This window comes from Streptomyces sp. NPDC001135, assembly GCF_053598395.1.
In genome coordinates this window covers 100,741-125,959 of record NZ_JBSFKD010000011.1, presented here as the reverse complement: position 1 = coordinate 125,959, position 25,219 = coordinate 100,741, and the positions used below count along the sequence as shown (strand labels likewise).

Annotated in this window: 27 protein-coding genes; 11 read left to right on the top strand and 16 right to left on the bottom strand. The window is 70.2% G+C overall.

Going from position 1 to position 25,219, the window contains the following annotated elements; genetic code table 11:
• Positions 1 to 258: 258 nt before the first annotated feature.
• A complete protein-coding gene (locus ACWC94_RS16240; protein WP_450797197.1) occupies positions 259 to 1,476 on the top strand; it encodes a glycosyl hydrolase family 28-related protein in 1,218 nt (405 codons plus the stop codon).
• Between the two features lie 69 nt (positions 1,477 to 1,545).
• On the opposite strand, the gene ACWC94_RS16235 is transcribed toward ACWC94_RS16240, so the two are convergent.
• Entirely contained in the window at positions 1,546 to 2,055 is a 510-nt protein-coding gene (locus ACWC94_RS16235; RefSeq protein ID WP_450797196.1) for a DinB family protein, read from the bottom strand.
• Between the two features lie 395 nt (positions 2,056 to 2,450).
• On the opposite strand from ACWC94_RS16235, the gene ACWC94_RS16230 reads away from it, so the two are divergent.
• Positions 2,451 to 2,654, top strand: coding sequence for a hypothetical protein (locus ACWC94_RS16230; RefSeq protein ID WP_450797195.1), 204 nt, complete (start codon positions 2,451 to 2,453; stop codon positions 2,652 to 2,654).
• A 295-nt stretch (positions 2,655 to 2,949) separates the two neighbouring features.
• On the opposite strand, the gene ACWC94_RS16225 is transcribed toward ACWC94_RS16230, so the two are convergent.
• A complete protein-coding gene (locus ACWC94_RS16225; protein ID WP_450797194.1) occupies positions 2,950 to 3,387 on the bottom strand; it encodes a PPOX class F420-dependent oxidoreductase in 438 nt (145 codons plus the stop codon).
• Between the two features lie 310 nt (positions 3,388 to 3,697).
• Between ACWC94_RS16225 and ACWC94_RS16220 the strand changes: the two genes are divergently transcribed.
• Entirely contained in the window at positions 3,698 to 4,900 is a 1,203-nt protein-coding gene (locus ACWC94_RS16220) for an alpha/beta hydrolase family protein (RefSeq protein ID WP_450797193.1), read from the top strand.
• A gap of 543 nt (positions 4,901 to 5,443) precedes the next feature.
• Here the strand turns inward: ACWC94_RS16220 and ACWC94_RS16215 are convergent.
• From ACWC94_RS16215 to ACWC94_RS16185, 7 genes are all read right to left on the bottom strand, one after another.
• Positions 5,444 to 5,971: a transglycosylase SLT domain-containing protein gene (locus ACWC94_RS16215; protein WP_450797192.1), complete on the bottom strand. Its 528-nt coding sequence runs from the start codon at positions 5,969 to 5,971 to the stop codon at positions 5,444 to 5,446.
• Between the two features lie 441 nt (positions 5,972 to 6,412).
• Entirely contained in the window at positions 6,413 to 7,213 is an 801-nt protein-coding gene (locus ACWC94_RS16210) for a thioesterase family protein (RefSeq protein WP_450797191.1), read from the bottom strand.
• Between the two features lie 126 nt (positions 7,214 to 7,339).
• Complete coding sequence (locus ACWC94_RS16205) at positions 7,340 to 8,050, bottom strand: hypothetical protein (RefSeq protein ID WP_450797190.1); 711 nt, start codon at positions 8,048 to 8,050, stop codon at positions 7,340 to 7,342.
• Positions 8,051 to 8,193: 143 nt separating this feature from the next.
• Positions 8,194 to 8,514, bottom strand: coding sequence for an AAA family ATPase (locus ACWC94_RS16200; RefSeq protein WP_450797189.1), 321 nt, complete (start codon positions 8,512 to 8,514; stop codon positions 8,194 to 8,196).
• A 181-nt stretch (positions 8,515 to 8,695) separates the two neighbouring features.
• The gene (locus tag ACWC94_RS16195; RefSeq protein ID WP_450797188.1) at positions 8,696 to 9,061 is read right to left on the bottom strand and encodes a DUF1330 domain-containing protein; all 366 of its coding nucleotides are present in this window, start codon (positions 9,059 to 9,061) and stop codon (positions 8,696 to 8,698) included.
• A 169-nt stretch (positions 9,062 to 9,230) separates the two neighbouring features.
• On the bottom strand, positions 9,231 to 10,481 hold the full coding sequence (locus tag ACWC94_RS16190) for an ATP-grasp domain-containing protein (RefSeq protein WP_450797187.1): 1,251 nt from the start codon (positions 10,479 to 10,481) through the stop codon (positions 9,231 to 9,233).
• Positions 10,482 to 10,484: 3 nt separating this feature from the next.
• Positions 10,485 to 11,717: an ATP-grasp domain-containing protein gene (locus ACWC94_RS16185; RefSeq protein ID WP_450797186.1), complete on the bottom strand. Its 1,233-nt coding sequence runs from the start codon at positions 11,715 to 11,717 to the stop codon at positions 10,485 to 10,487.
• A 265-nt stretch (positions 11,718 to 11,982) separates the two neighbouring features.
• Here ACWC94_RS16185 and ACWC94_RS16180 point away from each other — a divergent pair, with 265 nt between their 5' ends.
• A complete protein-coding gene (locus tag ACWC94_RS16180) occupies positions 11,983 to 12,603 on the top strand; it encodes a histidine phosphatase family protein (protein ID WP_450797185.1) in 621 nt (206 codons plus the stop codon).
• A gap of 87 nt (positions 12,604 to 12,690) precedes the next feature.
• On the opposite strand, the gene ACWC94_RS16175 is transcribed toward ACWC94_RS16180, so the two are convergent.
• Together ACWC94_RS16175 and ACWC94_RS16170 are read right to left on the bottom strand one after the other, a co-directional pair.
• Positions 12,691 to 12,897 (bottom strand): hypothetical protein, encoded by a 207-nt coding sequence (locus ACWC94_RS16175; protein ID WP_450797184.1) that lies wholly within the window; start codon positions 12,895 to 12,897, stop codon positions 12,691 to 12,693.
• The gene (locus ACWC94_RS16170; RefSeq protein WP_450797183.1) at positions 12,885 to 15,269 is read right to left on the bottom strand and encodes a phosphoketolase family protein; all 2,385 of its coding nucleotides are present in this window, start codon (positions 15,267 to 15,269) and stop codon (positions 12,885 to 12,887) included. Before ACWC94_RS16170 ends, ACWC94_RS16175 begins: the two co-directional genes overlap by 13 nt.
• A gap of 452 nt (positions 15,270 to 15,721) precedes the next feature.
• Between ACWC94_RS16170 and ACWC94_RS16165 the strand changes: the two genes are divergently transcribed.
• The 3 genes from ACWC94_RS16165 to ACWC94_RS16155 all read left to right on the top strand — a co-directional run bounded on the left by ACWC94_RS16165 (position 15,722) and on the right by ACWC94_RS16155 (position 17,424).
• Positions 15,722 to 16,132 (top strand): VOC family protein, encoded by a 411-nt coding sequence (locus tag ACWC94_RS16165; RefSeq protein WP_450797182.1) that lies wholly within the window; start codon positions 15,722 to 15,724, stop codon positions 16,130 to 16,132.
• A 238-nt stretch (positions 16,133 to 16,370) separates the two neighbouring features.
• The gene (locus ACWC94_RS16160; RefSeq protein WP_450797181.1) at positions 16,371 to 16,799 is read left to right on the top strand and encodes a hypothetical protein; all 429 of its coding nucleotides are present in this window, start codon (positions 16,371 to 16,373) and stop codon (positions 16,797 to 16,799) included.
• A 415-nt stretch (positions 16,800 to 17,214) separates the two neighbouring features.
• Positions 17,215 to 17,424, top strand: a complete 210-nt coding sequence (locus ACWC94_RS16155) for a hypothetical protein (protein ID WP_450797180.1) — start codon at positions 17,215 to 17,217, stop codon at positions 17,422 to 17,424.
• Here the strand turns inward: ACWC94_RS16155 and ACWC94_RS16150 are convergent.
• Entirely contained in the window at positions 17,421 to 17,900 is a 480-nt protein-coding gene (locus ACWC94_RS16150; RefSeq protein ID WP_450797179.1) for a cupin domain-containing protein, read from the bottom strand. The genes ACWC94_RS16155 and ACWC94_RS16150 overlap by 4 nt on opposite strands.
• A 104-nt stretch (positions 17,901 to 18,004) precedes the next feature.
• On the opposite strand from ACWC94_RS16150, the gene ACWC94_RS16145 reads away from it, so the two are divergent.
• Complete coding sequence (locus ACWC94_RS16145; protein ID WP_450797178.1) at positions 18,005 to 18,661, top strand: TetR/AcrR family transcriptional regulator; 657 nt, start codon at positions 18,005 to 18,007, stop codon at positions 18,659 to 18,661.
• 74 nt (positions 18,662 to 18,735) lie between these two features.
• On the opposite strand, the gene ACWC94_RS16140 is transcribed toward ACWC94_RS16145, so the two are convergent.
• Complete coding sequence (locus ACWC94_RS16140; RefSeq protein WP_450797177.1) at positions 18,736 to 19,125, bottom strand: winged helix-turn-helix transcriptional regulator; 390 nt, start codon at positions 19,123 to 19,125, stop codon at positions 18,736 to 18,738.
• A gap of 39 nt (positions 19,126 to 19,164) precedes the next feature.
• Between ACWC94_RS16140 and ACWC94_RS16135 the strand changes: the two genes are divergently transcribed.
• Positions 19,165 to 20,673 (top strand): MFS transporter, encoded by a 1,509-nt coding sequence (locus ACWC94_RS16135; protein ID WP_450797176.1) that lies wholly within the window; start codon positions 19,165 to 19,167, stop codon positions 20,671 to 20,673.
• Between the two features lie 40 nt (positions 20,674 to 20,713).
• Here the strand turns inward: ACWC94_RS16135 and ACWC94_RS16130 are convergent, their stop codons facing one another.
• A complete protein-coding gene (locus ACWC94_RS16130; RefSeq protein ID WP_450797273.1) occupies positions 20,714 to 21,142 on the bottom strand; it encodes a hypothetical protein in 429 nt (142 codons plus the stop codon).
• A 164-nt stretch (positions 21,143 to 21,306) separates the two neighbouring features.
• Here ACWC94_RS16130 and ACWC94_RS16125 point away from each other — a divergent pair, with 164 nt between their 5' ends.
• Positions 21,307 to 21,762, top strand: coding sequence for a hypothetical protein (locus ACWC94_RS16125; RefSeq protein WP_450797175.1), 456 nt, complete (start codon positions 21,307 to 21,309; stop codon positions 21,760 to 21,762).
• A 73-nt stretch (positions 21,763 to 21,835) separates the two neighbouring features.
• Here the strand turns inward: ACWC94_RS16125 and ACWC94_RS16120 are convergent, their stop codons facing one another.
• A complete protein-coding gene (locus tag ACWC94_RS16120; RefSeq protein ID WP_450797174.1) occupies positions 21,836 to 22,228 on the bottom strand; it encodes a hypothetical protein in 393 nt (130 codons plus the stop codon).
• The gene (locus ACWC94_RS16115) at positions 22,228 to 24,747 is read right to left on the bottom strand and encodes a DUF4132 domain-containing protein (RefSeq protein ID WP_450797173.1); all 2,520 of its coding nucleotides are present in this window, start codon (positions 24,745 to 24,747) and stop codon (positions 22,228 to 22,230) included. Before ACWC94_RS16115 ends, ACWC94_RS16120 begins: the two co-directional genes overlap by 1 nt.
• A 151-nt stretch (positions 24,748 to 24,898) precedes the next feature.
• On the opposite strand from ACWC94_RS16115, the gene ACWC94_RS16110 reads away from it, so the two are divergent.
• Positions 24,899 to 25,210: a hypothetical protein gene (locus tag ACWC94_RS16110; RefSeq protein ID WP_450797172.1), complete on the top strand. Its 312-nt coding sequence runs from the start codon at positions 24,899 to 24,901 to the stop codon at positions 25,208 to 25,210.
• The last annotated feature ends 9 nt before the right edge of the window (positions 25,211 to 25,219 follow it).

Here is a 25,219-nt window from a genome sequence, read left to right as displayed (position 1 = left end):
TGGTCGCGCGGGGTGTGCGGGGCACGAGGCTGCCGATCGGGCACGCCCGCGGTTCCCGGCGGCGATCCGACGGCTTTTTACGCATGACACCTCGTCCGGGCCATTTGATGCGCACCTCATTTTGATATGTTCGGATCATGCATGGTTTGAGCTGATATCGGGTGTGCCGTTGGGAGTGAGCCGACCGGGATGTTGAGGGAATCGGGCGCCGATGCTTCCCAGGTCAGCCGCCGGCACCTGCTGCGGGGCGAGGTTTCGGTGAGCACCAGGACGGCACCGGACGGTACGGCTCCCGTACGGCCGTCGGCCATCAACGTGGCCGACCTGGGAGCTGTGGGCGACGGGCGGACCGACGACACCGCGGCCTTCGAACTCGCCTATGCTGTCGCCGCCGCCCGGGTCCGGGACGGCATCGGTCGCTTGGTGATCGAGATTCCGGCCGGTGACTTCCTCATCACCCGGCCGCATGCGCTGATGAACGGTGTGGCACCGCCGCGGCCCGCGAACGGACTGCGATTCTGCGGGGCGGGCAAGCGCATGACCACCCTCGTCTTCCGCCCGAAGACCGGACCGGGCTCCTTCTTGTGCCGCAATGAGGACTCCTGGTCCAACCTGTCCTTCGAGCGGATGCGGTTCCACTCGGCCACCCCGGGCGCCTCGTTCTTCACCTCCTACTCGACGGGGCAGGCGCAGGACTACCGCTTCTCGGAGTGCGAGTGGACGGGAGCCTGGGAGTACGGCCTCGCCCTGGGCGGCACGAACAACAACTCCGAGATGCGCTGGGAGGCGTGCCAGGTCGGAGGCAGCTATCGCCGCGCCTTTCTCTACTCGGGCGTTTCACGGCACGGACAGACCAACCCCAACGACCAGGACCAGTTCCTGAACTACTGGTTCACGGACATGAAGGTCGAGTACGAATGGGGCAACTTCCTGGAGTTCCCCTACGGCGGCTCGATCACCTGCCGCGGCGGCTCCTACGTCATCACGGGCCGACGCCCCGAAGCCACCCATGAATACGGCACCACCAGCACGTTCTTCCGCTTCCCCGTGGCACAGCACTACGACGCCGTCCAGCGCTTCCACGCCGAGGACATCCGCTTCGAGGTGCGCGGCCCGGACGTGGTCGTCATCGACTGCGTGTGGAACAGCGGAACGGTCCACTTCAACGACTGCGACGACACCGCCACCGCCACCGCCGGCAAGGACTTCTCCGCCGATATGCGCACGCATCGCTACGCGGTAGGGCCGCGCGGACCGCTGATCCGTTACGACTCCTGCCAGTTGGTGGGCCGTCACCAGTACCGCGGACCCGAGTCGCGGACGGCACTGCCCTCCGTCGTCCGCTATGACACGTGCCTGCTCCGCAGCCATCCGGCGAGCACGTTCGTAGTGACCGACGGCACCGCCCGGCCCGGCTTCGTCACGTTCGTCGCCTGCATCGACGGAGTCGCAGCAGCGCATGGCCCGATGCGTTGAACGCCGGCAGCAGAGGGGCGGTCCCGCCATAGGGGTTGAGCGTGCCCCCCTCATGCCGGCGGTGGGGTGTCAGGCGCCGACCGTGCCGTCCACGCCCTCGCGGAGGAAGTCCGCGTGGCCGTTGTGGCGGCCGTACTCCAGGATCATGTGCAGCATCACCATCCGCAGGGACACGTCCTCGCCCCAGCGCGGCTGGTGTCCCGCGAGATCCAGGGACTCGGCCTCGCGCTCGATGCGGCGCGAGTGCTCGACCTCGGCCTCCCACGCCGCGAACGCCTCCTCGGCGCTCGCGTCCGTGGTGTCGTACGCGGCCTGGAAGTCGAACTCCTTCTCCGACCAGACCATCGGGGCGGCGTTGTCGTCGAACACCCGGCGGAACCAGGCCCGTTCGACCTCGGCCATGTGGCGGACCAAGGAGAGCAGGGAGAGGGTCGACGGCGGGCTCGACCGCTCCTTGAGCTGGTCCTCCGTCAGCCCCTCGCACTTCATCGCCAGGGTGGCCCGGTGGAACTCCAGGAACGCCCGCAGGGTCTCCCGCTCCGTACCGAAAAGGGGCGGACCAATGCGTTCGACAGTCACGGTGGGTTCCTCTCGGTGGCGACCTGGGGCATCGAACGTACACCGCGCCGTTCGGCCGCCTTGAACCGGGGTGGATCTTCGGCAGGAGTCATCCGGCCGTGCTGCAACCGAGTTGGGCGGATTTGCCGTTGTGCCTCTCCGCCGATGGCCGCCGTGCTGTCATGGAGGGGTGGACTCCCTCGTAGCGGTCCGGGCCGGAGCAGGCCCGGCGGACGGTAGGGAGCCGCCGACGCCCCCGTCCCGCGGGGAGCGGCGGCCGCAGTGGCAGCAGGACCTCAATGCGGGAACGAACACAGGCCGTCGCGATCCTTCAGCGGCTCTCCCAGGCCGCCCCGGCGGCCCACCGACTCCGCCCGGCGCTCTCACTCAGAAGCCTCGGGCGGCCCCTGGCGGCAGTGAACCGTCTTGACCGGGCCGTCGAGGCCGGTGAGCAGGAGGTCGACGCCTGGCGGTGCCTGGCGCAGGGCGACGAGGGATACGAGTTCGATCTGGCGGTGGCCCTGGAAATGCTCGGCCGACTGCTGACGGCGACCGGCCGGCACGAAGAGACGCACTTACGAAGAAGCCGTGGCGCTCTGGCGGCGCCTCAGCCGCCCTGAGGCCGATCAGCTCCTGGCCCTCTCCCTCATCAAGCTCACGCTGCCACTGGCCGAGCTGAACCGGCACGAGGACGTCCTCGCCAGGGGGGAGGAGGCGGTCGCCATACTGCGGCGGCTGGCCCAGGAGGACCCGGCCGCCCACCGGCCAGGGCGGACACCGACAGCCGGGCCCCTCCGCCGGTCCGCGGGCTGGGGGGCGGCGGACCCTGCCGGCGCGAGAACGTCGGCGCCACGCCCGTACAGCAGCATGTCGCGGCACCGGACGGGACGCCGGGTGGGCCCGCCCTACCCGCCCTCACGAAGGGATGACTCCCGGCCGGAACGGTTCGACGCCGACGATGTGGCGCACCCGCTCCGGCTCGACCAGGACATGCACCCGGCGCTCGCCTTCGACAAGCCAGGGGTACCCGTTCAGGCCCAGGTACTTGAGGGCCAGCCGGTCCATGCCACGCTCGGCCTCCTCGCCCTCCACGAAGCGAACCGCGCGACCGGAGATCTGCACCCGGTCGTAGGGGTTCTCGGGGTCGGCGTGCGAGAGACGGACGCGGGTGTCGTTGCGGAGATTCTCCTCCTTGATCCGGCCGACCGAGGTATTGAAAACGATCAGCCCGTCCTCCAGATCCACCCACATCGGGGACACATGAGGAGCCCCGTCCGGCGTCACCGTGGCCACGTACCAGAAGTTCGGTTCCTCCAGCCGCCTGCGCACCGTCTCGTTCAGCTCCACCGCCATGACCGCTCCTCCCTTTGATCCTCGCTTGCGTCATCACCCTGTCACAGCAGCTCACTTGACGGTGCCTCAGGCACTTGTCACAGCGCTCGGGCTGCTGGAGCGAGGTGGCTCCGTCGGCCTGCGGAGGTAGATCCGTGGGTTGAGGAGGTGGTGGAGTGCATCCGGTGGGCGGATGCGGCCCGGCCGCGGCGGATGACAGCGTTGCGCACATGCGCACGGATCTTGGAGAGCACACCGGTGCGCGACCGCGGGCACAGCTGACGGTCAGGCAGTTGGGTCCGGTTCCGTCCAGGAGACCCAGGGAGGGGTCGTGACCACCACACCGTTCACCAGTCGAGACACCTTGACGCGCCGTCGCCTTCTGGGAGCCGCGCTGGCGGTCGGCGCGGCCGTGCCGCTCGGCCTCGCCGGGCCGGCCCGGGCGGCCTCGGGTGCGTCGGCCCCGGCCCGGCTCACCCTGCCCGCACCCACCGGGCCGTACCCGGTGGGCACAGTGGCACTGCACCTTGTCGACGCCGCCCGCCCGGACCCCGTGGCGGGCCCGGGGCGCCATCGGGAGCTGATGGCGAGTGTCTGGTATCCCGCCCGGGACGTCGATCACCACCCCCTGGCGCCGTGGATGGCCCCCGCCGGCCTGCGGGCGCTGCTCACGTCCGCGGACTTCCCCGCCGACGTCGCGCAGGTGCCGCTCACCGCCGGCCACCAGGGGGCCCCGGCACGGCGGAGCGGTCGCGAGCTGCTGCCCGTCGTCGTGTACTCGCACGGCGCCCACAGCCACCGCGCCGACCACACCGTCATGGTGCAGGAACTCGCCAGCCACGGCTACGTGGTGGTGACGGTGGACCACACCTACGACGCTTTCACCGAGTTCCCCGACGGGCAGGTTCTCGTCCCGGACCATGACCGCGCGATGGGCCCGGCGGACTTCGCCGCCGACATCCGCTTCGTCCTCGACCGCGTCGAGGACCTCGCCGCCGGGCACAGTCCCGACGCCGACGGCCGGTCGCTGCCGGAGGGCCTGGCCTGCGCGATCGACCCGCGCCGCATCGGCATGTTCGGCTGGTCGAAGGGCGGGACGGCGACCGCCCTCGTCATGCTCGACGATCCCCGCGTCCGGGCCGGGCTGAGCCTCGACGGTCCTATGCTGCCCACCATCACAAGTGATCTGGACCGGCCGTTCATGATGATGACCGCCCAGTTCACCCGGGCCGAGGAACCCAGTGTCGCCGAGTTCTGGACGCACCTGCGCGGGTGGCGGCTCAACATCCAGGCCGCGGGTGCCGTCCACTCGTCCTACGGCGACAACCAGGTGCTGATCCCACAGCTGGCGGAGGTGGTGAAGATGAGCGACGCGCAGCTGCGTGCCTTGATCGGCACCCTCGCCCCGGACCGGGCGGTACGCATCCAGCAGTCGTACCCGCTCGCCTTCTTCGACCTCCACCTGCGCGACCGACGCGGGCACCTGCTCGACGGCCCGTCCAGGGCCTTCCCGGAGGTGACCTTCCTGCCGTGAGGCGACGCCGCTTGCCTGGCTCGGCGGTTCCGGTACAGCGCGCGAGGGTGCGGGGCGAGGAACAGCGTGCGTGTCAGTTCGGGGCGGCCTTCGGGTGGCCCGTGCGGGGTGTCGGAGCCGAGGTGGCCGGCCGGCAGGGCGTGCGACCGGGCACTCGGCCGGCGTGCGCCCGCCGGGGCCGACCCGGCGTCATGGGGCTGCGCTCGGGCCGATCCGGGGGAAGGCGGTCAGTCCCGGCGGGATCGGGGTACACCCCGGCAACGTCAGTTGATCGCCCGCCCCGGGGGCACCGCGGCGACGGTCCTCGTCCTGAGGGCCAAGTGGGCGGTCACCGCCGCCGTGCGGACCCCGTCGACAGCGGTGAGTTCCTCGGCAGGTCCGCATGACCGTCACCTCAACGATGCCGTGGCCCGGAACGGGCCTGGCGCTGGGACGGATCGCCGCTGCCAGCGAGTCACTTCTCGATGCGCTGCGGCGAGACCGTGACGCCGTCGCCGCCGGGAACGAACCGCAGCCCTGCTGCCCGCGTGAGGGTGTGCGGGATCAGTACGCGGAGTTGACGTTGTCGATGGAGCCGTAGCGGTGCGCGGCGTAGTTGGCGGCGGCGGTGATGTTCGCGACCGGGTCGGTGACGCTGTGGGCGGTGCCGGCGACATGGTAGGCGTTGAAGGTGGGGTCGATCACCTGCAGCAGACCCTTGGACGGCGTGCCCTGCTTCGCGTTGACGTCCCAGTTGTTCTGGGCCTTGGGGTTGCCGCCGGACTCACGCATGATGTTGCGCTTGAGACCTTCGTAGCTGCCGGGGATGCCCTTGGCCTTCATGATCGCCAGGGACTGCTTGATCCAGCCGTCGAGGTTGCCCGCGGTGCCGCTGGTGCCCTTGGGGTCGGTGTGGCTGCCGCTGGGAAGGGCGGCGACCTGGTGAGCGGCGATCGCCTGCGGTGCTTCGGCGGCCTGCGCGGACGCCGGCATCAGGGTGAGCGCGACGGTCGCGGCGCCGGTGGTGGCGATGCCGGTCAGGGCGAGGGTACGGAGGCGGGCAAGGCGGCGGGTGGCGGTGATCGCGGTCATGAAGGGGTCTCTCCTGTGGGGACGTCGTAAGGCGCCGGCCGGATGTCGGTCGCGGCCTGTAGGGCGTCGGGGCGAGGCCCCGTGCTGCAGGGCACGGCGGGCGGGCCTGGGGATGTAGGCCCGGTGCGTCCCGCGGCTCCGGCAACGAGAAACATGGTTAGCGGGGTGCGGAAACCGGCGCAAGGATGTGACGTACTACCCAACTACGGAGGAATGTCCAGATTCGGCCGTTATGAGGGCTTTATGGCCTGATAGGGGCGTGATGGTGCTACTAGGCACGGTAGGACGTGACATGGCTCTCGTGGGGGGCGTCACCCCCCACCGCACATCCAGCACCCCCAGGCGAGGCTGCCGGGCAACGGGCGGACTCGCCCTCGTGCGCCTCTACGCCGTCACCGATGACGGGCCGGACCGTGGCCGCCCGTGGCCGTGCCCGTCGTCTCAGCCGCGCGCGGCCACGTACAGACTCTGGGTGCTGCGGCCGAGCGGCCCCTTCTCGTCGTGCAGAGCGGACTCGGCCAGACCGATGCCCGCGCCGTCCACCATCGTCCGGGCGTCCAGGCACACCCACTCGCCCTCGGGGTGGCGGTGCAGGCTGACGGTGAGGTCGGCGTTGATGAAGACGTAGCGGCGGAAGTCCAGCTCGGCACTGACGCCGTTGCCCGAGTCGGCGGCCGTCAGCACCCGGCTGAGCGGCGCGATCTCCTCCCCCTCGACCAGGGGGACCCTCATCCGCATCCACGCGGTGGCCGGGCCGGACTCGAGGAAGGAACCGGCGGCGAAGCGTAGGTCCATGGCGGTGTGGTAGCCCTGTTCCCAGGGGACCGGGAAGAACGATTTCAGGGGTGCGGCCGACAGCCCGGGCACCTGCCGGCCCGGTGACACCCGCGGTACCGAGTCCGGCACGGTCTTCATCAGCAGTACCGTCGCCCGCATCACCTCCTGGCCGCCGTCGGGGGTGAGCACCGCCTCCACGAGTTCGACGTTGCGCCCGGCGCGCAGCACGCGGGTGGCCACGGTCAGCGGCCGTATCGGGACCGGGCGCATGATCTCGTAGGTGAGCCGGGCGACCCGCATGTCCGGCCGTCCGCCCGGCCGCTGCTCCACGGAGAGGGCGAGCAGGGCTGCCGGCGGGCCGGCGTGCTGGGAGTCGGCGTCCCAGGGCCCCCGGGTGTAGGCGGTGGGCAGGAACCGGCCCGCGCCCTCCCGCTCATAGAAGGCCTCGGCTTGCGACGTCGGCACAACTGCCCCTTCCTGCCGCGCGGACTCCCGACGCCCTCATGTTACTAAGCGCTTGTTCACTTCGCAGGGGTTTCCGCGGGAGGACTTCACAGGAGAGCCGGGCGGCTGCTCGCCGCCGGAGCCGCTCTATCCGTGGAGCCAGATCCGCAGGGGACCGATCGGCTCGAAGCCGTGGCGCACGGCGGCCTCCAGGCCGTCACCGTGCTCGTAGCCGACCGCTGCCAAGGCCGGGAACAGGCGTTGCACCGCCCCCAGTACGACCGGCCAGGCGGTGTCAGGTCCGCCGTCCGATGCGAAGACGTTGGAGATTCCGACCACCTCGTCGCTGCGGCTCGCCACCGCTCCGGCGACCACCCGGCCGCCCGGGGCTCGTCCGGCGAGCACGAAGGTGGCGGGGTCGTCGAGCAGTCCGGGCCGGAAGAGGTCCGCGTTGCCGTCCCCGTCGTCCCAGGCCAGTGCCCAGGCACGCAGCGCATCCGGAGCGTCCACCACGTCCCAGTCAAGATTCGACGCGATGGCCGTTGCACCCACCGGGCGATGGATCCACTGCGCCTCGAACAGGACGTGGAAGCCGGCCTCGGTCAGGTCGAGGTCGGCGAAGCTGTCCTTGACGGAGGCGCCGGGCGCCGTGGTGTCGATCCGCTTCGCCAGCGCGGCCGGTTCGACACCGGGCACGAGCGTCACCGCGTCGGGATAGTACAGCGGCGTGCGGGCCGGGGCTGCCCAAGCCTGCGTGCCGAACTCGCCCGTCAAGCCGTGCGATCGGCTCATCGCCGCGCACCACTCGGCGTTGTTGCGGGCGGCGGCCCGGACCATGCTTTGCTTCGACGTTGTCACGCGCGGATCATGGCACCGGCCTGGCCCGGCGGTCGAAGGCTTTTCCGCTGCCGGGTGACTCACGACCAGCAACCGGGGAATGACGCGACGTGCAGCCCGGGAAGTATGACCGTCTCTCTCCCCCGCAGCACCGCTTCAGGCCCTCAGGCAGAGGACTGGGTGAAGACCTGCTCCCCCTCACCGTCCGGTTCCTCGAAGTCGGCCAGGTAGCGGTGGAGCAACTTCTCGTCCACGGTGACGGAGTTGGCGCCGTTCTCGCCGTTCCGGACCGCGAGGCGACGCTCGAGCGTCGTCCGGTCGGCCTTGAGGTGGATGAGCTCCCAACGACAACCGTGGCTTTCGATCAGTGCCTTGTAATCCTCACGGGCGGCTCGGCTCCAGAAGCTGTAGTCCACCACCACGTCGCGCCCGGACAGCATCAACTCAACCAGTTCCTGCCGCTGTTGGCCGCGCACCAGTTCCATCGCTCAGGTGGTCTTGCCCGCCCCGGGAAGACCACACATCAGCACCACCGTGCTCATCTGCCGTGCCACGGAGCCAGTTTCGGTCCCAGTGAGGTCATGTGCGGGAACGTCCGAACGATGCGGGCCACCGGACCTGGGGTGTCGTGGTCGCACGGACCGCCACGTGGAGGGTCCTGCCGGATCAGGCCCCACTGTCATCGCCGGGCCGTCCCGCCTCCACCCGGAGCTTCGCCGCGCGTTCGCGTGGGTCGTACTCCGGTCCGACGCCTTCGATCAGCAGTACGTCCCCCTCGATGTGGTCGATCCGAAGCCTCAGGATCTCCTGGTACGCGGGGGACGCGTACCAGGCACGCGCTGTGGTCAGGTCGGGGAACTCGATCAGCACCATGCTGCCGGGCCAGGTGCCCTCCAGCACGTCGGCCGGAGGGCCGTGGACGACGAAGCGCCCGTGGAAAGGGTCGAGAGTGGCCTGAATGCGCTCCAAGTACTCCAGGGTGTCGGGGTGGTGACGACGGTTGCGCAGATGCGCGAAGCCATAGGCGGACACGTCGGATTCCTTTACCGGCTCGATTGTCTTCCCCGTGCGGAACGACGCTCCGAACGTAGCCTCGAGGACCAGCGCCCGGCGATTACCTCTGAGGTAGTCACCACCAACGACGTGGAGTCAGCCCGGCGCAGGGCAGCGCGGCGCGCCCGGCGTCCGCTGGTGGGGATGTTCAGCCGGCCTCGGGAGTCAGGACGCGGCGGATCTTGTCGAGCATGGGGGCCGGGATGAAGCCGGTCTGTGCGCACAGCGTGCCGAGTTCCTTCACCGCCCGCTGTTCGTCGCCGGGGTTGACGGTGAACGTGAGGATGCCGCCGTGGTCGTGGCCGTCGATGACCAGGTCGTGACAGGTGACGAGGTCGATTCGGGCGCGGAGTTCGGCGAGCAGCGCGGGCGTGGGCTTCGCGGTGAGGCACTCGATGGCGAAGCGTTCGGCCGGGGCTCCGGTCCGGGTCGGCCAGGCGCCGCTGAGGATGTCGAGCAGGACGGCGAAGGTGTTGAGTCCGCTGGCGGCGATGGACAGGGTGGTGGCGCCGCCGATGCGGGGGTTGATCTCCAGGACGTGGTAGTCGCCGTCGGCGTGGATCATGTCGACGTTGACGGAGCCTTCGACCCCGAGTTCCGCACACAGGTCCACGAGGCGCTGTGCGGTGGGCCGGAAGTCGTCGTCCTGGGCGGGGGCGACGTACCGGAGGTCCTCGAACGTGAAGGCGGGAGGGCCTCCCGCGGTTCCGGTCCAGATGAGGGGCATGACGGTGTAGTGGCCGCCGGCTCCGACGATGTCCACCGAGCAGAGCCGTCCGGTGACGCACTTCTCCAGGACCGCGTGCGCCGCCGGGCGTGCGGCCAGGTGGCGATCGAGGGCGGCCGGGTCCGGGATGAACTCGATGCCCATGCTGGTGGAGTCCCACAACGGCTTGGCCATGAGGGGGTAGCCGATGTCCTGAGCGGCGAGGCGGACGGCGTCGGGGTAGGCCGGGACGGGCAGCGCCCGGTCGTTGAGGAGGTCGCTGTCGACCAGGACGGCGGGCGGGGTGGTGATGCCGTGCGTCTCGAGGACCCGCTTGGTCTCCCACTTGTCGCACAGGACGCGCGTGGTGGCGAGGGGCGTCATGACGGTGCGGATGCCGACCGTTTCGAGCTTGGCCTTGACCACGGCGTCACGCAGGGCGTTCTCGTCCGGCAGCGAGATGGCCACGGCGGCGTCGGCTCCCCAGGCGCGCACGCGCTTGACGAACTCGTCCGGTGTAGCGGCGGGGTCGAGCCGCTCGCTCGTGCCGGGGAACAGGTCCGGGCGGCAGTCTCCGTGGGTGTGGAAGAGGCGGGCCTCGGCGCCGAGCCGCGCCAGGGCGGGGGCGATGCCGTGGACGTAGGGGTCGGCGCGCTGGATGTCGACGGACCGGAGGAAGGCGATGCGCTGCATGTGTCAGCTCACTTCTATGCGGGTGTGCGCGAGTGCGTGGGCGGCGTCGGCGTTGACCTGTGCGGGCGTGGGGGCGGCGAAGACCAGGTGGCCGACGGGGGCCGAGTCGCCGTGGGCGCTGCCGACGGTGGCACCGGGCGGGGTGGTGATCTCCTGGTCGACGAGTCCGGTGTGCCGGCCGGCGATGGTCACCCCGTGGAAGGTGCCGGCGCGCGGCGGGGTGAGGAACCGGATCGCGCACGCGCCGTCGCGGGGCGCGGGTATGTCGGGCTTCTCGTCGAGGACGGCCTGGAGGTAGGCCCGGGCGGCGTCGATGCCCGAGGCACGGCGTACGACGTCCACGAGGTGGTCTCCCGGCAGGCGGGCACCCACCTCGATGACGACGGGGCCCTCGTCGGGCGGGATCTTGAGTTCGGTGTGGGCGACGCCGTTGCGGATGCCGAGCGCCGAAAGGGCCACTTCGACGGCCGTCCGCACGGCGTGGAGATCGGCGGGCGGCAGTGCGGCGGGGCACGTGTGACCGGTCTCGGCTCGGTTGGTGCCGTCGGTGGTGTGTTTCTCGACCAGGGGCAGATGGAAGTACTCCTCGCGGCGGACCACGGTGTCGAGGCTGAACGCGGGGCCGGGGACGTACTCCTGGACGACGACGCGCTGATCCATGGGCAGGCCGTGCGGGGCGGCGATCGGCCAGGACTGGGCGTGCTGTACGGCGGTGTCGAGTTGTTCGGGGCTGTCGGCCATGCTGACGCCCCGGGAGCCGCCCCGCTCGGCGGGTTTGACGACGACCGGGAATCCGATGCCGGCGCGGCCGAGGGCGTGTGCCGCCTGCCAGGCCGTGTGCACGCTGACCGTTCTCGGCGCGGGCACGTGGCCCGCGTGAAAGGTCCGGGCCATGTCCGCCCTGTTCCGGCAGGCCTGGGCGCGCCCGGGGTCGTTCCCGGGAAGCCCCAGGTGGCTTGCCAGGTGAGCGACGAGCGGGGTGAAGACCTCCCAGCAGCCGGCGACCGCGTCGATGCCCGTCGCCCCGGCGAACGCGGTCAGGTCCGCCAGCGCCCGTTCGGGGTCGGTCAGGTCGGTGAACACCGTGCCGTGGATCTTGTCGCGCAGAGCGGCGGGGTAGCTCTCGTAGACGTCCTCGTGGGTCGCGACGAAGACGTGCGCGCCGAGTGCACGGGCGGCGTCCAGTACATAGGGGCCCGAGTTTGCTAGCGCTTCGATCAGCAGGATCCTCTTCACGCCGCGTAGTAGACCGCACCCGCCGGGCCGGGGCCATGAACGTAACACCCAGAGCAGGGAGGAGATTTCACGACCTCCGTTGTAGCAAGCTCCAGCCGTCTGCGAAGGCACGGGTCCCGGGGGTTCAATTTGCGGAAGCGACAAGCACACACCTGTCTTCCGCAACCGGCCGACGACCTCTGAGCCAGGGTCCCTGGGAACCGGCGCCGAAGGAGGCGGCGTCCGTGGATGTACAAGATCACTCGTGGACGCAAAGGAGTTCGGCATGTCCGGCACGGCCACCCGTTACCTCTATCTCGTGCGGCACGGTGAGGCGTCGCCGGACGAGAGCGGGCTGACAGAGGGCGGCCGTCGGCAAGCCGAGCTGCTCGGCCGGCGCCTCCGGGACGTCCCCCTCGCCGCTGTCCACCATGGTCCGCTGCCACGGGCGGAGCAGACCGCACGTCTCATCGGCGACCAGCTGAAGAACGTCCCTCTGCACGTCTCGGAAGTCGCCGGGGACTACGTCCCGCATGTGCCGACGAGGGACGAACTCCCGGCGGAGTCAGCAGACTTCTTCCTCCGCTTCCTCGCCGGCGCCACCGACGAGGAACGGGAGCAGGGGCCTGCGCTGGCCCGCCGGGCGCTGGATCTGTTCACGGGGCCGGTGGAGGGAGAGGAGGAACGGCACGAACTGGTCGTCACCCACAACTTCCTCGTCGCCTGGCTCGTCCGGGACGCCATGTATGCGCCGAAGTGGCGTTGGCTCGGCCTCAACCACGGCAACGCGGCGCTCACGGTCATCCGATACGCGCCCGGTCGGCCGGCCTCCGTCCTCGTCTCCAACGACATGCGGCACCTGCCCGCCGAGCTGCGCTGGACCGGCTTTCCCGAGTTGCACATCTGAATACGCGCCAGGCCAAGCAGCCGAGCGCCGGCTCGCGCCGCCGCAGCCGCCGTGGAGTACGGTCGCCCGTACGGCCGCCCCGTTCTGTCAGCGACGGTTGGTGTCCGTGCCGTCGGCCGCCTCGTCGCCGGCCTCGATGCCTCCCTCCGGGGCTCCAAGGGCCTCCCTCCCCGGGGGTCCGGCTTCGCCGAGTTCCCCGGGGCGGGAGCCGCGAACCGCTTCGGCCCGGTGAGGGCGTCCGGGGCCGAGACGCCGGTGGCAGCGGTCGACCGTGCCGGAGGTCAGCTCTCCCACGACCAGTCGGCCACCTCGGGCAGGTCCGTCCCGTGCTCGCGGATCCAGACGTGATGGCGCTGCCGGGTGTCCTGCATGCGCTGGCGTAGGGCCGCCGCCCGCACGGCCAGACCGGGGACGCGGTCGATGACGTCCATCACCAGGCGGTAGCGGTCCAGGTCGTTGCGCACCACCATGTCGAACGGCGTGGTCGTGGTGCCGATCTCCTTGTATCCGCGCACATGCAGGTTGCGGTGACCGGTGCGCCGGTAGGCGAGGCGGTGGATCAGCCACGGATAGCCGTGGTACGCGAAGATCACCGGTTTGTCCGTGGTGAAGAGCCCGTCGTACTCGAAGTCGCCCATGCCGTGCGGGTGTTCATCGCTCGGCAGGAGACGTGCGATGTCGACGACGTTCACCACCCGCACCACCAGCCCGGGCAGGTGGTGGCGCAGCAACTGGGCCGCTGCCAGCACTTCCTGGGTGGGTACGTCCCCGGCGCAGGCCAGCACCACGTCGGGTTCACGCGTGCCGCCCTCGGTGCCGGCCCACCCCCAGATACCGGCGCCGCGGGCGCAGTGGACCTTCGCCTGGTCCATCGACAGCCAGTCGAAGCAGGGCTGTTTGCCGGCGACGACGACGTTGACGTAGTCACGGCTGCGGAGCACATGGTCGGCCACGGACAGCAGGGTGTTGGCGTCCGGCGGCAGGTAGACCCGCACGACTTCGGGGCTCTTGTTCAGGACGTGGTCGACGAAGCCGGGGTCCTGGTGGGAGAAGCCGTTGTGGTCCTGGCGCCACACATGGGAGGTCAGCAGGTAGTTGAGGGAGGCGAGGGGAGCGCGCCAGGGCAGGCGGCGGGTGGTGCGCAGCCACTTGATGTGCTGGTTGACCATCGAGTCCACGATGTGCACGAACGCCTCGTAGCAGGAGAACAACCCGTGCCGGCCGGTGAGGAGGTAGCCCTCCAGCCAGCCCTGGCAGGTGTGTTCGGACAGGATCTCCATCACTCGGCCGTGCCGGTCGAGGTGCTCGTCGACCGGGAGGGTGGCGGCCTGCCATGCCTTGCCGCTGGCCGCATAGACCGCGTGGAGCCGGTTGGAGGCGGTCTCGTCGGGGCCCACGAGCCGGAAGTCGCGCCGGCCGGAGGTGGCCGCCATGACGTCCTTCAGCATGTCGCCGAGCACGCGGGTCGGTTCGTGCAGGGTCGCGCCGGGTTTGTCGACGGCCACGGCGTAGCGTTCCAGCGGAGGCAGGGGCAGCTCGCGCAGCAGGAGTCCGCCGTTGGCGTGCGGGGTCGCACCGAGCCGTCGGGTGCCGTGCGGGACGCAGGCCAGTACGTGGGCGCGCGGGGAGCCGTGTTCGTCGAACAGTTCCTCCGGCCGGTAGGAGCGCATCCACTGCTCCAGTCGGCGCAGGTGTTCGGGGGTGTCGCGGACGGCCGCGAGCGGCACCTGGTGGGCGCGCCAGGTGCCCTCGACCGGCAGTCCGTCGACCTCCGCGGGGCCGGTCCAGCCCTTGGGTGTGCGCAGGACGATCACTGGCCAGCGGGGCCGGTCGGTGACACCGTCCTGGCGAGCGGCGCGCTGCAGGGCGGCGATGCGGTCGACGGCGGTGTCCATCGCCTCGGCCATCGCACGGTGGACGGCGGCCGGGTCGTCGCCGGTGACATGGATCGGCTCGTGGCCGTAGCCGCACAGGAGTTGGTCGAGTTCGGCCTCGGGCAGGCGGGACAGCACCGTCGGGTTGGCGATCTTGTAGCCGTTCAGATGCAGGATCGGCAGCACGGCGCCGTCGTGGACCGGGTCGAGGAATTTGTTCGAGTGCCAGGACGCGGCCAGCGGGCCGGTCTCGGCTTCTCCGTCACCGATCACGCAGGCGACCAGCAGGCCGGGATTGTCCAGTGCCGCGCCGTAGGCGTGGGACAGGGAGTAGCCGAGCTCCCCGCCCTCGTGGATCGAGCCCGGGGTCTCCGGGGCGACATGGCTGGGCACCCCGCCGGGAAAGGAGAACTGCTTGAAGAGCCGGGCCATGCCGGCCGCGTCCCGGGTGACGTCGGGATAGGTCTCGGTGTACGACCCCTCCAGCCAGGAGTTCGCCAGAACGGCCGGACCGCCGTGGCCGGGCCCCCAGACGCACACGGCGTCCAGTCCGCGGGCCTTGATGACGCGGTTCAGATGGGTGTGGACGAGGTTGAGGCCCGGCGAGGTGCCCCAGTGGCCGAGCAGCCGAGGCTTGACGTGGTCCGGGCGCAGCGGTTCGGTCAGCAAGGGGTTGGCCATGAGGTAGATCTGGCCCACGGAGAGGTAGTTCGCGGCGCGCCAGTGGGCGTCCAGGGTGGCGAGTTCCTCGTCGGTGAGTCCGGTGGACACCTGCTGCGTGTCGAGGGACATCGGTGGTCCTTCCCGGTTCGGGCGGCGGTCGGGGGGTGACAGGTGCCGGGCCTCGGCGCTGGGGGCACAGCACATCACCCTCCGGCGAACCGACCGGTGCCCGACAGGGGCCGTTCGGCCCCGTCGCCGGGCCGAACCGTCCGTGGTTCGGGTCGCCCTCATGGCGCCAGGTCCACCCCGTAGAGCGTCCGCCCCCGCACCGGTTCGCGCTCGGTGACCGGCTCCGTATGGAGGCGCGGGAACACTCCCTCGGGGGAAGAGGAACACCCCCTCGGGGATCGGACGACGATCGTTGCCCGCCCGATGACGACGGCGCTCCCTCCCGGGGCTTTGTGCACGTCGGCGCTGTGTTGCCGCCGGATGCGGAGGAGGCGACCGGCTACGGTGGCCACGGGTCGACTGTCTGAGGCGCTCGTATGCCGACTGTCTGAGGCGCTGGAGGAGTGAGCGGTATGGAGATCACGACGTCGCAGAAGATCACCACGTTCCTGATGTTCGAGGGTGACGCCGAGGCGGCGATGACCTTCTACGTCTCGCTCTTCGACGACGCCGAGGTCGTCAGCGTCACGCGCTACGGTGCCGAGGGCGAGGGCGAGGAGGGGAGCGTGCAGCACGCGACGTTCTCACTCGCCGGGCAGCGGTTCATGTGCATCGACAGCCCGGTGAAGCACGGCTTCACCTTCACGCCCGCGGTCTCGCTCTTCGTGCAGTGCGAGGACGAGCCCGAGATCGACCGCCTCTACGCGGCCCTGGTCGACCGGGGCACGGAGCTCATGCCACTGGGAGAGTACGGGTTCAGCAGGAAGTTCGGCTGGGTCAACGACCGGTTCGGTGTGTCCTGGCAACTGAACCTGCCGGCCTGAGCCGAACGGCCGCTGCCTCAGGCGGGAGGCTTCGCCGTACCCAACGAACCGAAGCTGCAGCGGAGAATGCTGAACCTCTGCACCCGGCTGATCCGACCGAGAACCGAGAGCGGATACACAGAGGCGGCAGGCCTCGGCGCTGTCACCGCCGACGCGCCCCCCGCTCCCGGAGTCACAGCCGGGCCGCGATGTGGGGCCGGTGCCGCATCCCCCACGTGCGCGGCATATGATCACGCGCATGTCCGACCTCCGCGAGCGTTCCGCCCTCAACCAACTGGCGCCCGGTGAGCGGCTCTTGGGCTACGGCACTGTCGTTCCCGCCAAGAGCGCCAAGGGCATCGGCCCGACCATCGGCCGTTCCCTCGGGAACGACCTGGTCAACAGCGTAGGCGCCCAGTCCGGCGGAGCCGGCAGCATCGCCGCGCAGATGCCACACACCTCCGGCGCGTTGCTGCTGCGCGTGACCGACCAGCGCATCGGACTCGTCCAACCTCTCGACGGCACTCCGGTGTGGGAGGTGCCGCGGGCCTGGGTGACCCGCGTCGAACGCCGGCCACGGACACAGCTGATGGCCCGCTTCCGGCTGCACTACGCCGACGGCTCCTGGCTGGCCTTCCTCACCATGCGGCGCCGTACGATCGAAGAGTTCCGCTCGCTCATCGGCTGATGCCGTTCCGGGCCGCCTCGCTGTGGCTCCATCCGGTTCGCCGTTTTCGGACGGGAGAGCACTCACCGTCGAGACGGCCGCTGGGGCGTGCCGAGAGCAGGGCGACCACGCCGCACCCCATCGGCCCACCGGCCTCCCCCTCAATCGCTACGCCGACCAGCCCTGACGGCCGAGGCCTCCGGTGGTGAGCCGAGGGCCCGCGGCTGCAGCCTGGGCGGCTCAATATGACCTGGACCACACATCTACAGGTCTTCCGCCACCGCCGGTGGAGGCGTAGGTTCCACTTACCCCGCGACGGCGCCTCCCAGGCGCTGGTCCGCCAGTCCCGGGCGGCGGACCAGCGGGGGCCAAATCTGCATACATATGCGGCGGGATCACCGCCACGCTGTATCCGCTCCGACGGGCCGGGGCCGAGTTGAGTGCTCCCGCCCAGAAACCGCCGGGCGAGAAACCGGTGATCGAACTGATCACTGCCGACCGGCCCGGCCCATCCCTTCCCCCGCATTGCGGACGTGACGGCCCACCGCACGAGCAGGTGCGGCTGCGGCTGCGGCTGCGGCTGCGGCTGCGGCTGCGGCTGCGGCTGCGGCTGCGGCTGCGGCACCAACCAAACGCAACCGCCTAGTCCAAGGTCATCGTTCCCTGGGTGTAGCGCATGCCGTATTTCTCGCCGACCACATTGACCTTCTCCAGGTCCATCGCGCCGCCGGCGGCCCTCACCGCGGGTCCGGCCTCGAAGAGATCCTCCATGAACTGGTCCCAGCCGCCTGGCGTGGACACCTGCAGCGCTCGTGCCGGGGGCTGGGAGGCGTTCCGCATGGCGTGCGGGACGCCATGGGGCAGCAGCGCGCACATGCCGGGTGTCAAGCGGTACGTCCGCCCCTGGAAGTCGATCTCCATCTCGCCTTCCAGGACATAGACGAACTCGTCCATGAGCTCGTGTACGTGGGGCGGGACATCGACGTCCAGGCGGTTCTCCAGGACGGCGAGTCGACCTTCACTGTCAGTGGTGGCGACCTTGACGCCGAAGCCGGGCGGCAACGGGACCCGGGTCCGCCGGGTCTCTCCGGGCTGCAGCAGTACAAAACGGTCAGCGGACATGAGTGGTCCCTCCCTGTCGGCCCCACGCCGATCTGGCAGCTCTCACCCTACGCGCGAAGCGGAGAAAAATCTCCAGTTATCTCGCGACCGCTTACGATCGCCGTATGACCACTGAGCCGCCCCTGCGCGCCGACGCCCAGCGCAACCGCGAGAGAATCCTCGCCGCCGCTCGCGAACTCTTCCGAGAGCGGGGCACCGCGGTGGCCCTCGACGACATCGCACGCCGCGCCGGGGTGGGCCCAGGAACCCTGTATCGCCGGTTCCCCGACCGCGACGCGCTGATCCGGCAGGTCATCGTCGACGGCTTCGAGATCTGCCTGGCGGCGGTACAGGAGGCCCGTCAGGAACTGGCCGATCCCACGAGCGCGTTGGAGCGGTTGTTCCTGCGTGTGGTGGCGCAGCGCGAACGCCTCGTGCTCCCCTTGATCGGCGGGCCGGTCGTACATGATCCACGGGTTCAGGAACTCCAACACTCCATCCGCAGCAGCGTCGAGGAGATCATCGCGGCCGGCCGAGCCGCCGGCGTCGTACGCGCCGATGTCACCGCGGAGGACCTGATCACCGCGGCTGCCATGGCCTGCCGCCCCATGCCGCATCTGCCCGGCGAAGCAAGCGCGGCGCTCGCCGCCCGGCACGTGGCCGTCTACCTGCACGGACTGCGCCCGGAAGGCGCCACACCGCTGCCTGCGGCCGCACCCTCACCCGCGACCCTCGCCCGGTATGTCGCCATGGAGCAGAGCGATCCGGAAGAAGCGCGCTGAGACCATGTCCTGCATGGCCTCAGAGGTCCACCCGTGGGCGATCGTTCACCGCCTGCCGGGTGCCCCGGCAGGCGTCAGGAAGCCGGTGCGCCGGCGGCGTCGTAGGCGGCGCGGGCCGCGGCTATGTCGGGCCGGTGGCGTTCCGCCCAGCCGACGAGCCCGGCGAGGGTGGCGTGGAGTTCGCGGGCCATGGGCGTGAGGCTGTACTCCACCTTGGGCGGCACGGTGGGGTAGACGGTCCGGATGAGCAGGCCGTCGCGTTCCAGCTTGCGCAGGTTCAAGGTGAGCATGCGTCGGCTGATGCCTGTGATGGCGCGTTCCAACTCGGTGAATCTGACTGGTCCGTGTGCGGCGGCGACGAGGATTCCGATGCTCCACTTGCCCGCGACGTGGTCGAGGACCTCCGTGAGCGGGCACGCCTCGTTACTGACCTGGTCGGACACATCGGTGTGACTGCGTGACATGAAAGTGCCTCCTTCCGCCGCGCCCCATGGTTACAGAGGATGACTGCTGTAACAAACCGTGCACCATGGGAAGAGGTCGTCGTGCGGAGAACCAACTCATCTGTGAGTCCATCGCGTTGGTCGGCGCTGGCTGTGCTGTGTGTCGGGCAGTTGATGGTCATTCTTGACGGAACCATCGTGAACGTGGCGCTGCCGTCCATCCAGCAGGACCTCGGTCTCTCCGCGTCGGGCCTGGCCTGGGTGGTCAACGCCTATCTGGTCCCCTTCGGTGGTCTGCTGCTGCTCTCCGGACGGCTCGGTGACCTCATCGGACGCAAGCGCGTCTTCACCACCGGCCTGACCGTCTTCACGGCTGCCTCGCTGCTGTGCGGTGTGTCCCAGGATCCGGCGATGCTGCTCGTCTCCCGGTTCGTCCAGGGCATCGGCGGCGCGGTGACCTCCGCCGTCACCCTCGGCATGGTCGTCACCCTGTTCCCGCAGCCGAAGGAGCGGGCCAAGGCCATCGGCGTCTACAGCTTCGTCCAGTCCGCCGGTGGCTCGATGGGCCTCCTCGCCGGCGGCGCCCTGACGCAGACCATCAGCTGGCACTGGATTTTCTTCGTCAACGTCCCGATCGGCATCGCGGCAGCGCTGTCGGCCGGGCGCGTGCTCGCGTCCGAGCATGGTGTCGGCCTCGACAAGGGGACCGATTTCGCGGGCGGGCTCCTGGTCACATCCGCACTGATGCTCAGCGTCTACACGATCGTCGAGACCCCCGACTACGGCTGGACCTCCGCACACACGCTGAGCTTCGCCGCCGCGGCGCTCGCCCTGCTCATCGCGTTCGTCGCCCGCCAGGCGAAGGCACCCCACCCTCTCCTGCCCCTGCGTGTGTTCCGCTCGCGCGACGTTTCAGCGGCGATGGGCATCCAGGCCCTCATGGTGGCCGGAATGTTCAGCTTCCAATTCCTGTGCGTCCTCTACCTGCAGAAGGTGCTCGGCTTCGACGAGATACACACCGGCCTCGGTATCTTCCCGGTATCGGTCGCGATCGGCGCCCTGTCCCTCGGCCTCTCGCCGATGCTGATCGCGCGCTTCGGCCCGCGTGCCGTACTCCTTCCAGGGCTCTCGCTGATCACGACAGGTCTCGCCGCGCTCGGCCGCGCACCGGCGGACGGGAGCTATGTCGTGGACGTCCTGCCCGCGCTGCTGCCGCTCGGCATCGGCTTCGGCCTCGCGATGCCGTCGCTGGCCACGCTCGCGATGTCAGCGGCCACGCCCCGGGACTCGGGGATCGCCTCCGGCATGTTCAACACCATGCAGCAGGTCGGCAGCGCCTTCGGCCTCGCGGTCCTCAGCACGCTCGCCACCTCGCACACCGATGCCCTGCTCGGCGACGGGGCAAGCACCACCTCCGCGCTCGCGGGTGGTTACCAGCTGGCCTTCCGAATCGGCTCGTGCCTCGTCGCCGTCGCCCTCCTCCTCGGCGCCACCCTGCTGCGCTCCCCCACCACGGCGCGACGTCCAGCGGCCGAGAAGGAGCCGGTCACCGAGAACGCCGCGCGCTGACCAGGCAGCGACACCACTCCAGGTGTCGCCGCCGGTCGGCTCACCGCACGGTGTTCACCATGCCATCACGTCCAGAACGCCTCAGGCCGTTCCTACGGGAGGCGATCACGGTGGTCACCGCCAAGGTCGTGGCAAGGCTGCCGATCATGACCATCCCTACGCCGATCACGAACAGCCCACTGGAGTCGTCCGACCAGTCCACATAGGCCGCTAGAGTGAGACCGACCGTCGTACCCAGCACACCACCCGCGGCGTAGCCCCGGTACGCCGCCCAGCACACCGGCACCAGCAGAGTCAGCACCAGCCCGATCACCTGCCACGCCTCGTACGGGCCGGTCGTCGAACCATCGGCGTGGACGTCGCGGTGCTGGTCCCAGCCCAGCCAGACAGCCCACGCAGCCAGTGCCACCCCCGTCAGCACGGGAATCGAGAGCAGGTGGGGAGCGGATTTCAGTAGTCCATGACGCATGCCCCCAGCGTTGCGTCCGGCCTCCTCCCCCACCAGAGCTCACATACTCAACTCCAACCGAGTACATGAGCACCACGCACAGAGCCGGGCTCCGCCCGCCAACCCGGGTCCTCACCGCGCCTTCTACTGTAGACAGCAGTACGAACGTGAAGGGGGCGGAGGACATGACGACGTGGGCACTGGTGGTCGAGACGACCTTGGGCGCCGGGGAGCGCAAGCACATGGAGGCCCACGTGGTGGCGCACGTCTCCGGTACTCGTGCCGAGGCGCTCGCGGAGCTGGAGCGGCGGGCCCGGAGCCACTCACCCGAGCATCCCAGAAGCCCCAGACGGCGTCGGCTGCTTCGGGACGGCGACGGATACCTCGTCGTCGTGGACGGGGCATGGCAGTCCTTCGCCACGCGGTTCACGGTGGCGGAACTCCTGGAGGACTCCGACGCGCCCGCCGCCCCACAACCCGTGGAGGAGCCGACCGACTCCATCGCTGCGCCCGAGGAGCCGGTGGAGCGCGGTGAGCCGGTCGAGCACATCGAACAGGTCGAGCCGAAGGAGCAGGTCGAGCGGTACGCGGACGGGGTGCCGGTCAAACCGACGTGGCTGGGGCGCGACGACCTGCCGTAGGTTCGCGTACCACCCCGGGCGCCGAGGACGCGCGAACCCCTCCTTCTCCCACCGGCCGACACGTGCCGGGCCCTCAGCCGCCGACCAGGGCGACGAGCTTGATGAAGACCAGGTCGGGGTCGGCGCTGAGATCCACGACTTCGTAGAGGTCCTCGACCTGGCGATCCCCGGCCAGCACGAAGAACCCGTTGGCCAGGAAGGCGCGTTCGGCGATCGTGGCCTGCCGCTCCCAGTCGATGCGGCGCGGCTCTCGAAGCAGGTAGCCGTTCAGGTCGGTCTCGGCTTCGTCGGGGCGGACGAGGCCGTTGAAGCGGTTGCCCGGACGGGCGTTGTACCGGGCGACCTCCTCCTGGACCCGGAGCCTGATCAACTCCCGTACGGTCATCCGTTCCGGCAGGCCGGCGACCTCCCACTCGGTGACCGGCTTGCCCGTCGCGGTCTCGTCCCGGAACGTCACGGTGGCCATCAGGCACCTCGCTCGATCTGGTGGAGGATGGTGTTGTCGGTGATCTTCGTGTCGGCGGCCAGCAGGAACGCCTTGCTCAGGATCAGGGAGAGCCGTTCGTCCTCGAACGGCAGGAAGACCTTGCCCTCGCCCTTGCCACGTGACGGGACGATGCACAGGTAACTGTCGTCCGGCTCCATCAGGATGTTGGCCGACCCCAGATGGATCTTGTACGTGCGCACATCGCCCCGCACGACCAGGAAACGACCGTCCAGCACACACCGGTCGGCGATCCGCAGACGCGGCAGGATCCGTGCCAGCGCCTCCCGGCGCACCTCGGCACTCGCCGTCAACTCACCGAACGTGGCCCCCCGCCAGTACCCGGCATACCGGTCCCCGCCCCGGTCGGCCCAGTCGGGATCAGCGGCGATCGAGGTCACCCCCACGAACAGATCCACATCACGCATCGCCTCGCTGAACACCAACGGGGGCACCTCCGCCAGGGGCGTCTCCCGCCAGTGCCGGCCGTCGCGTCGCTCGAAGCGGACCTGATCGGTCGCGGCGTGCTCGGGTGCGTAGCCGCCGCGGTCGTCCGCGGCGGGCTCGTGGTGGAAGCAGGCCCGCCACTCGCCGTCGCCGAACACGGCCCGCGCCGTCCCGTCGTAGCCGCCGTCGTAGCGGCCGAGGAAGTTGGCCTGCCAGCCGCGCTCCTTGAACAGCGCGTAGAGCTGCGGGTAGTGGACGATGTGGGCGGCGAACCGGTTGGAGTAGCCGCCCGTCTCCCGCTCCGCCGGAGTGAGCAGGTAGATCTCCCGGAAGGCCTGTTTGAACGGCTGCCGCAGCCGCGCGGCGACGAGCCGCTCCCGCCACTGCCTGATCTCGTCGGTCGACGCCCGGATCGGATGCCACAACCGGACGCGTTCGGGCCGGCCGGGCGGCTCGGCCAGCGGTGCCACCGCACGCCACTCGCCGTCCTCGTCAGCGAGCTCCCAGATCAGACCGCGGACGAGGGTCCCGGTGACCGGATGGTCGCGGTAGTAGCGGCACCATTCGTCGTACGGCCATGCGCGTCCGGTCGACATCAGCGCCTCCATCCGCGCCCGCTCGCCCGACAGTGTGCCCCGTACCTCCTTGGCCAGAGCCTTCAACTCCCGTAGCTGGTCCGGGAAGCCGTCCTTCAGGGCGGCCGGAGCCGTGCGGGAGCTCTTCCCGTCGGGACGTGTGAAGGTGAGCCGTACGGTCGTGGCTTCCTCGATCGCCACCCGTATCCGGTGTCCGCCCACCTCCCGTTCCAGGGATCCGTCCGGCCCCAGACCGTGGTCCGGCACGCTGCGCTCGATGAGCTGAGCCGCCGTGATGCCGTGCTTCCCGGCCGCTGTCACCAGCGCGGTGTCGAGCTGTTTGCGCAGAGCCCGGTGCCTGATCCGGGACTGGAGCCGCCACAGGGCTTCCAGGGCGGCCTTGTCGCCGCTCTCGGCCAGCGCGTTGATCGCCGCGCCCGCGAGCTTGAGGTCGTCGATCACGCCGGGTCCCGCGCCGCCGGTGCGCAGAGCCAGCGTGCCGAGGTGCTGCACCGCGGCCGGGGCTCCGGTCAGCGCGGCCGCCCAGACGACGCCGCGCGCCAGGTCCCCGTCGTTCTGGTGGACGAGGTAGTGGTAGTGGTAGCCGCTGCCGAGCCAGCCGGCGTGCGCTCCGCTTGTGCTGCTGCACAGGGGATCACCCTCGGCCAGCGCCCGCAGCACGTCGGCCATGAGGTCCCGCGCCGCGGCCGCGTCCACGAGGCCGAGGCACGTCCGCCGCCACCTCTGGGCGGGACGCGGACCCGACAGGCTCGCCAAGTGCCTTACGAAATCCGCCAGTTCCGGCGTCGGAGCGGTCTTGGCACGGTCCCTCAGCGGGACTGCCCAGGGAGCGTGGGCGGGGATCAGGCCCTCGGGGATGTGCGCCTGGTCCGCGCTCGCGAGCAGCGCGCGCAGGCGCTGGCCGAGCGAGGCGCGCAGGCGCTGGCCGAGCGAGGCGCGCCCGCGCGCCTCGACGGCGGTGTTCATCAGCTCCATGTGCGCATGCCGCAGCCAGGGCAGGACGGCGCGGTGGCCGTCGGCGTCGAGCTGCTCGACGGCGTTGAGCACCAGCCGCAGTGCGTCGGCGAACCAGAAGCCCATGTCGTACTCGGTGGCGCGGAGCAGCATCACCGCGACCTCGTCGGGCGTCCAGCCACGCACCCGGCGGATCAGGGACTCGATCTCTGTGCCGTACCGCCACAGGCTCGTGTCGTCGAAGCAGGCGGCCAGCATGAGGACCAGGACCGCGGCCCTGCCCTCCTCGTCCGTGCAGGCCGCGAGGCGGCCGCCGATCTCGGACCGGGTCGCCGCGCCCTCCGCCCCGGATGGCCGGCCCTCGGGCCCCATGGATCGCCGGAACGCGGTCCGTTGGCGTTCCAGGAGGTCGACGAGCCAGCGGACGCGGTCGAGCGCCGCGGACCGCACGTCGTCGAGCGAGTCGCTCCTGCGGGATTCGGCCATCAAGGTGTCGTAGAGCATGGCGGGATGATGGCAGGGGGCACTGACAATGCGATCAAGCCCGGCGATCGGCAACTACGCAAGGTAACCGTCCGCCGAAGCGCAATCCCGAAGCCCGCCGCTGACGTACTGAGAGTAGGGCGCAGTCCGGAAAGAAGAGGGTGCATCCATCATGCGAGTACAAGGCGCGAGGCGTCTCGTCGCGGTGTCCGCGGCCGGCCTGCTGATGGCCGGCGGCGCTGCGATCGGCGCGGCAGGCACGGCCGCAGCGGCGGTCCCGGCCGTACACACCGGCGTGATCACCGACCAGTGCTTCGGCCACGACGACTGGCGCTGCTTCGGCCACGGCGGGTTCCGCTTCGACCACGGCGGGTTCCGCTTCGACCACCGGGACTTCTGCTTCCACCACTCCAGGTTCTGTTTCGACCACCGCTTCGACCACCGATTCGACAACGGCGGGGTGGTGGTCATCGTGGTCCGCTAGCGGTCACCA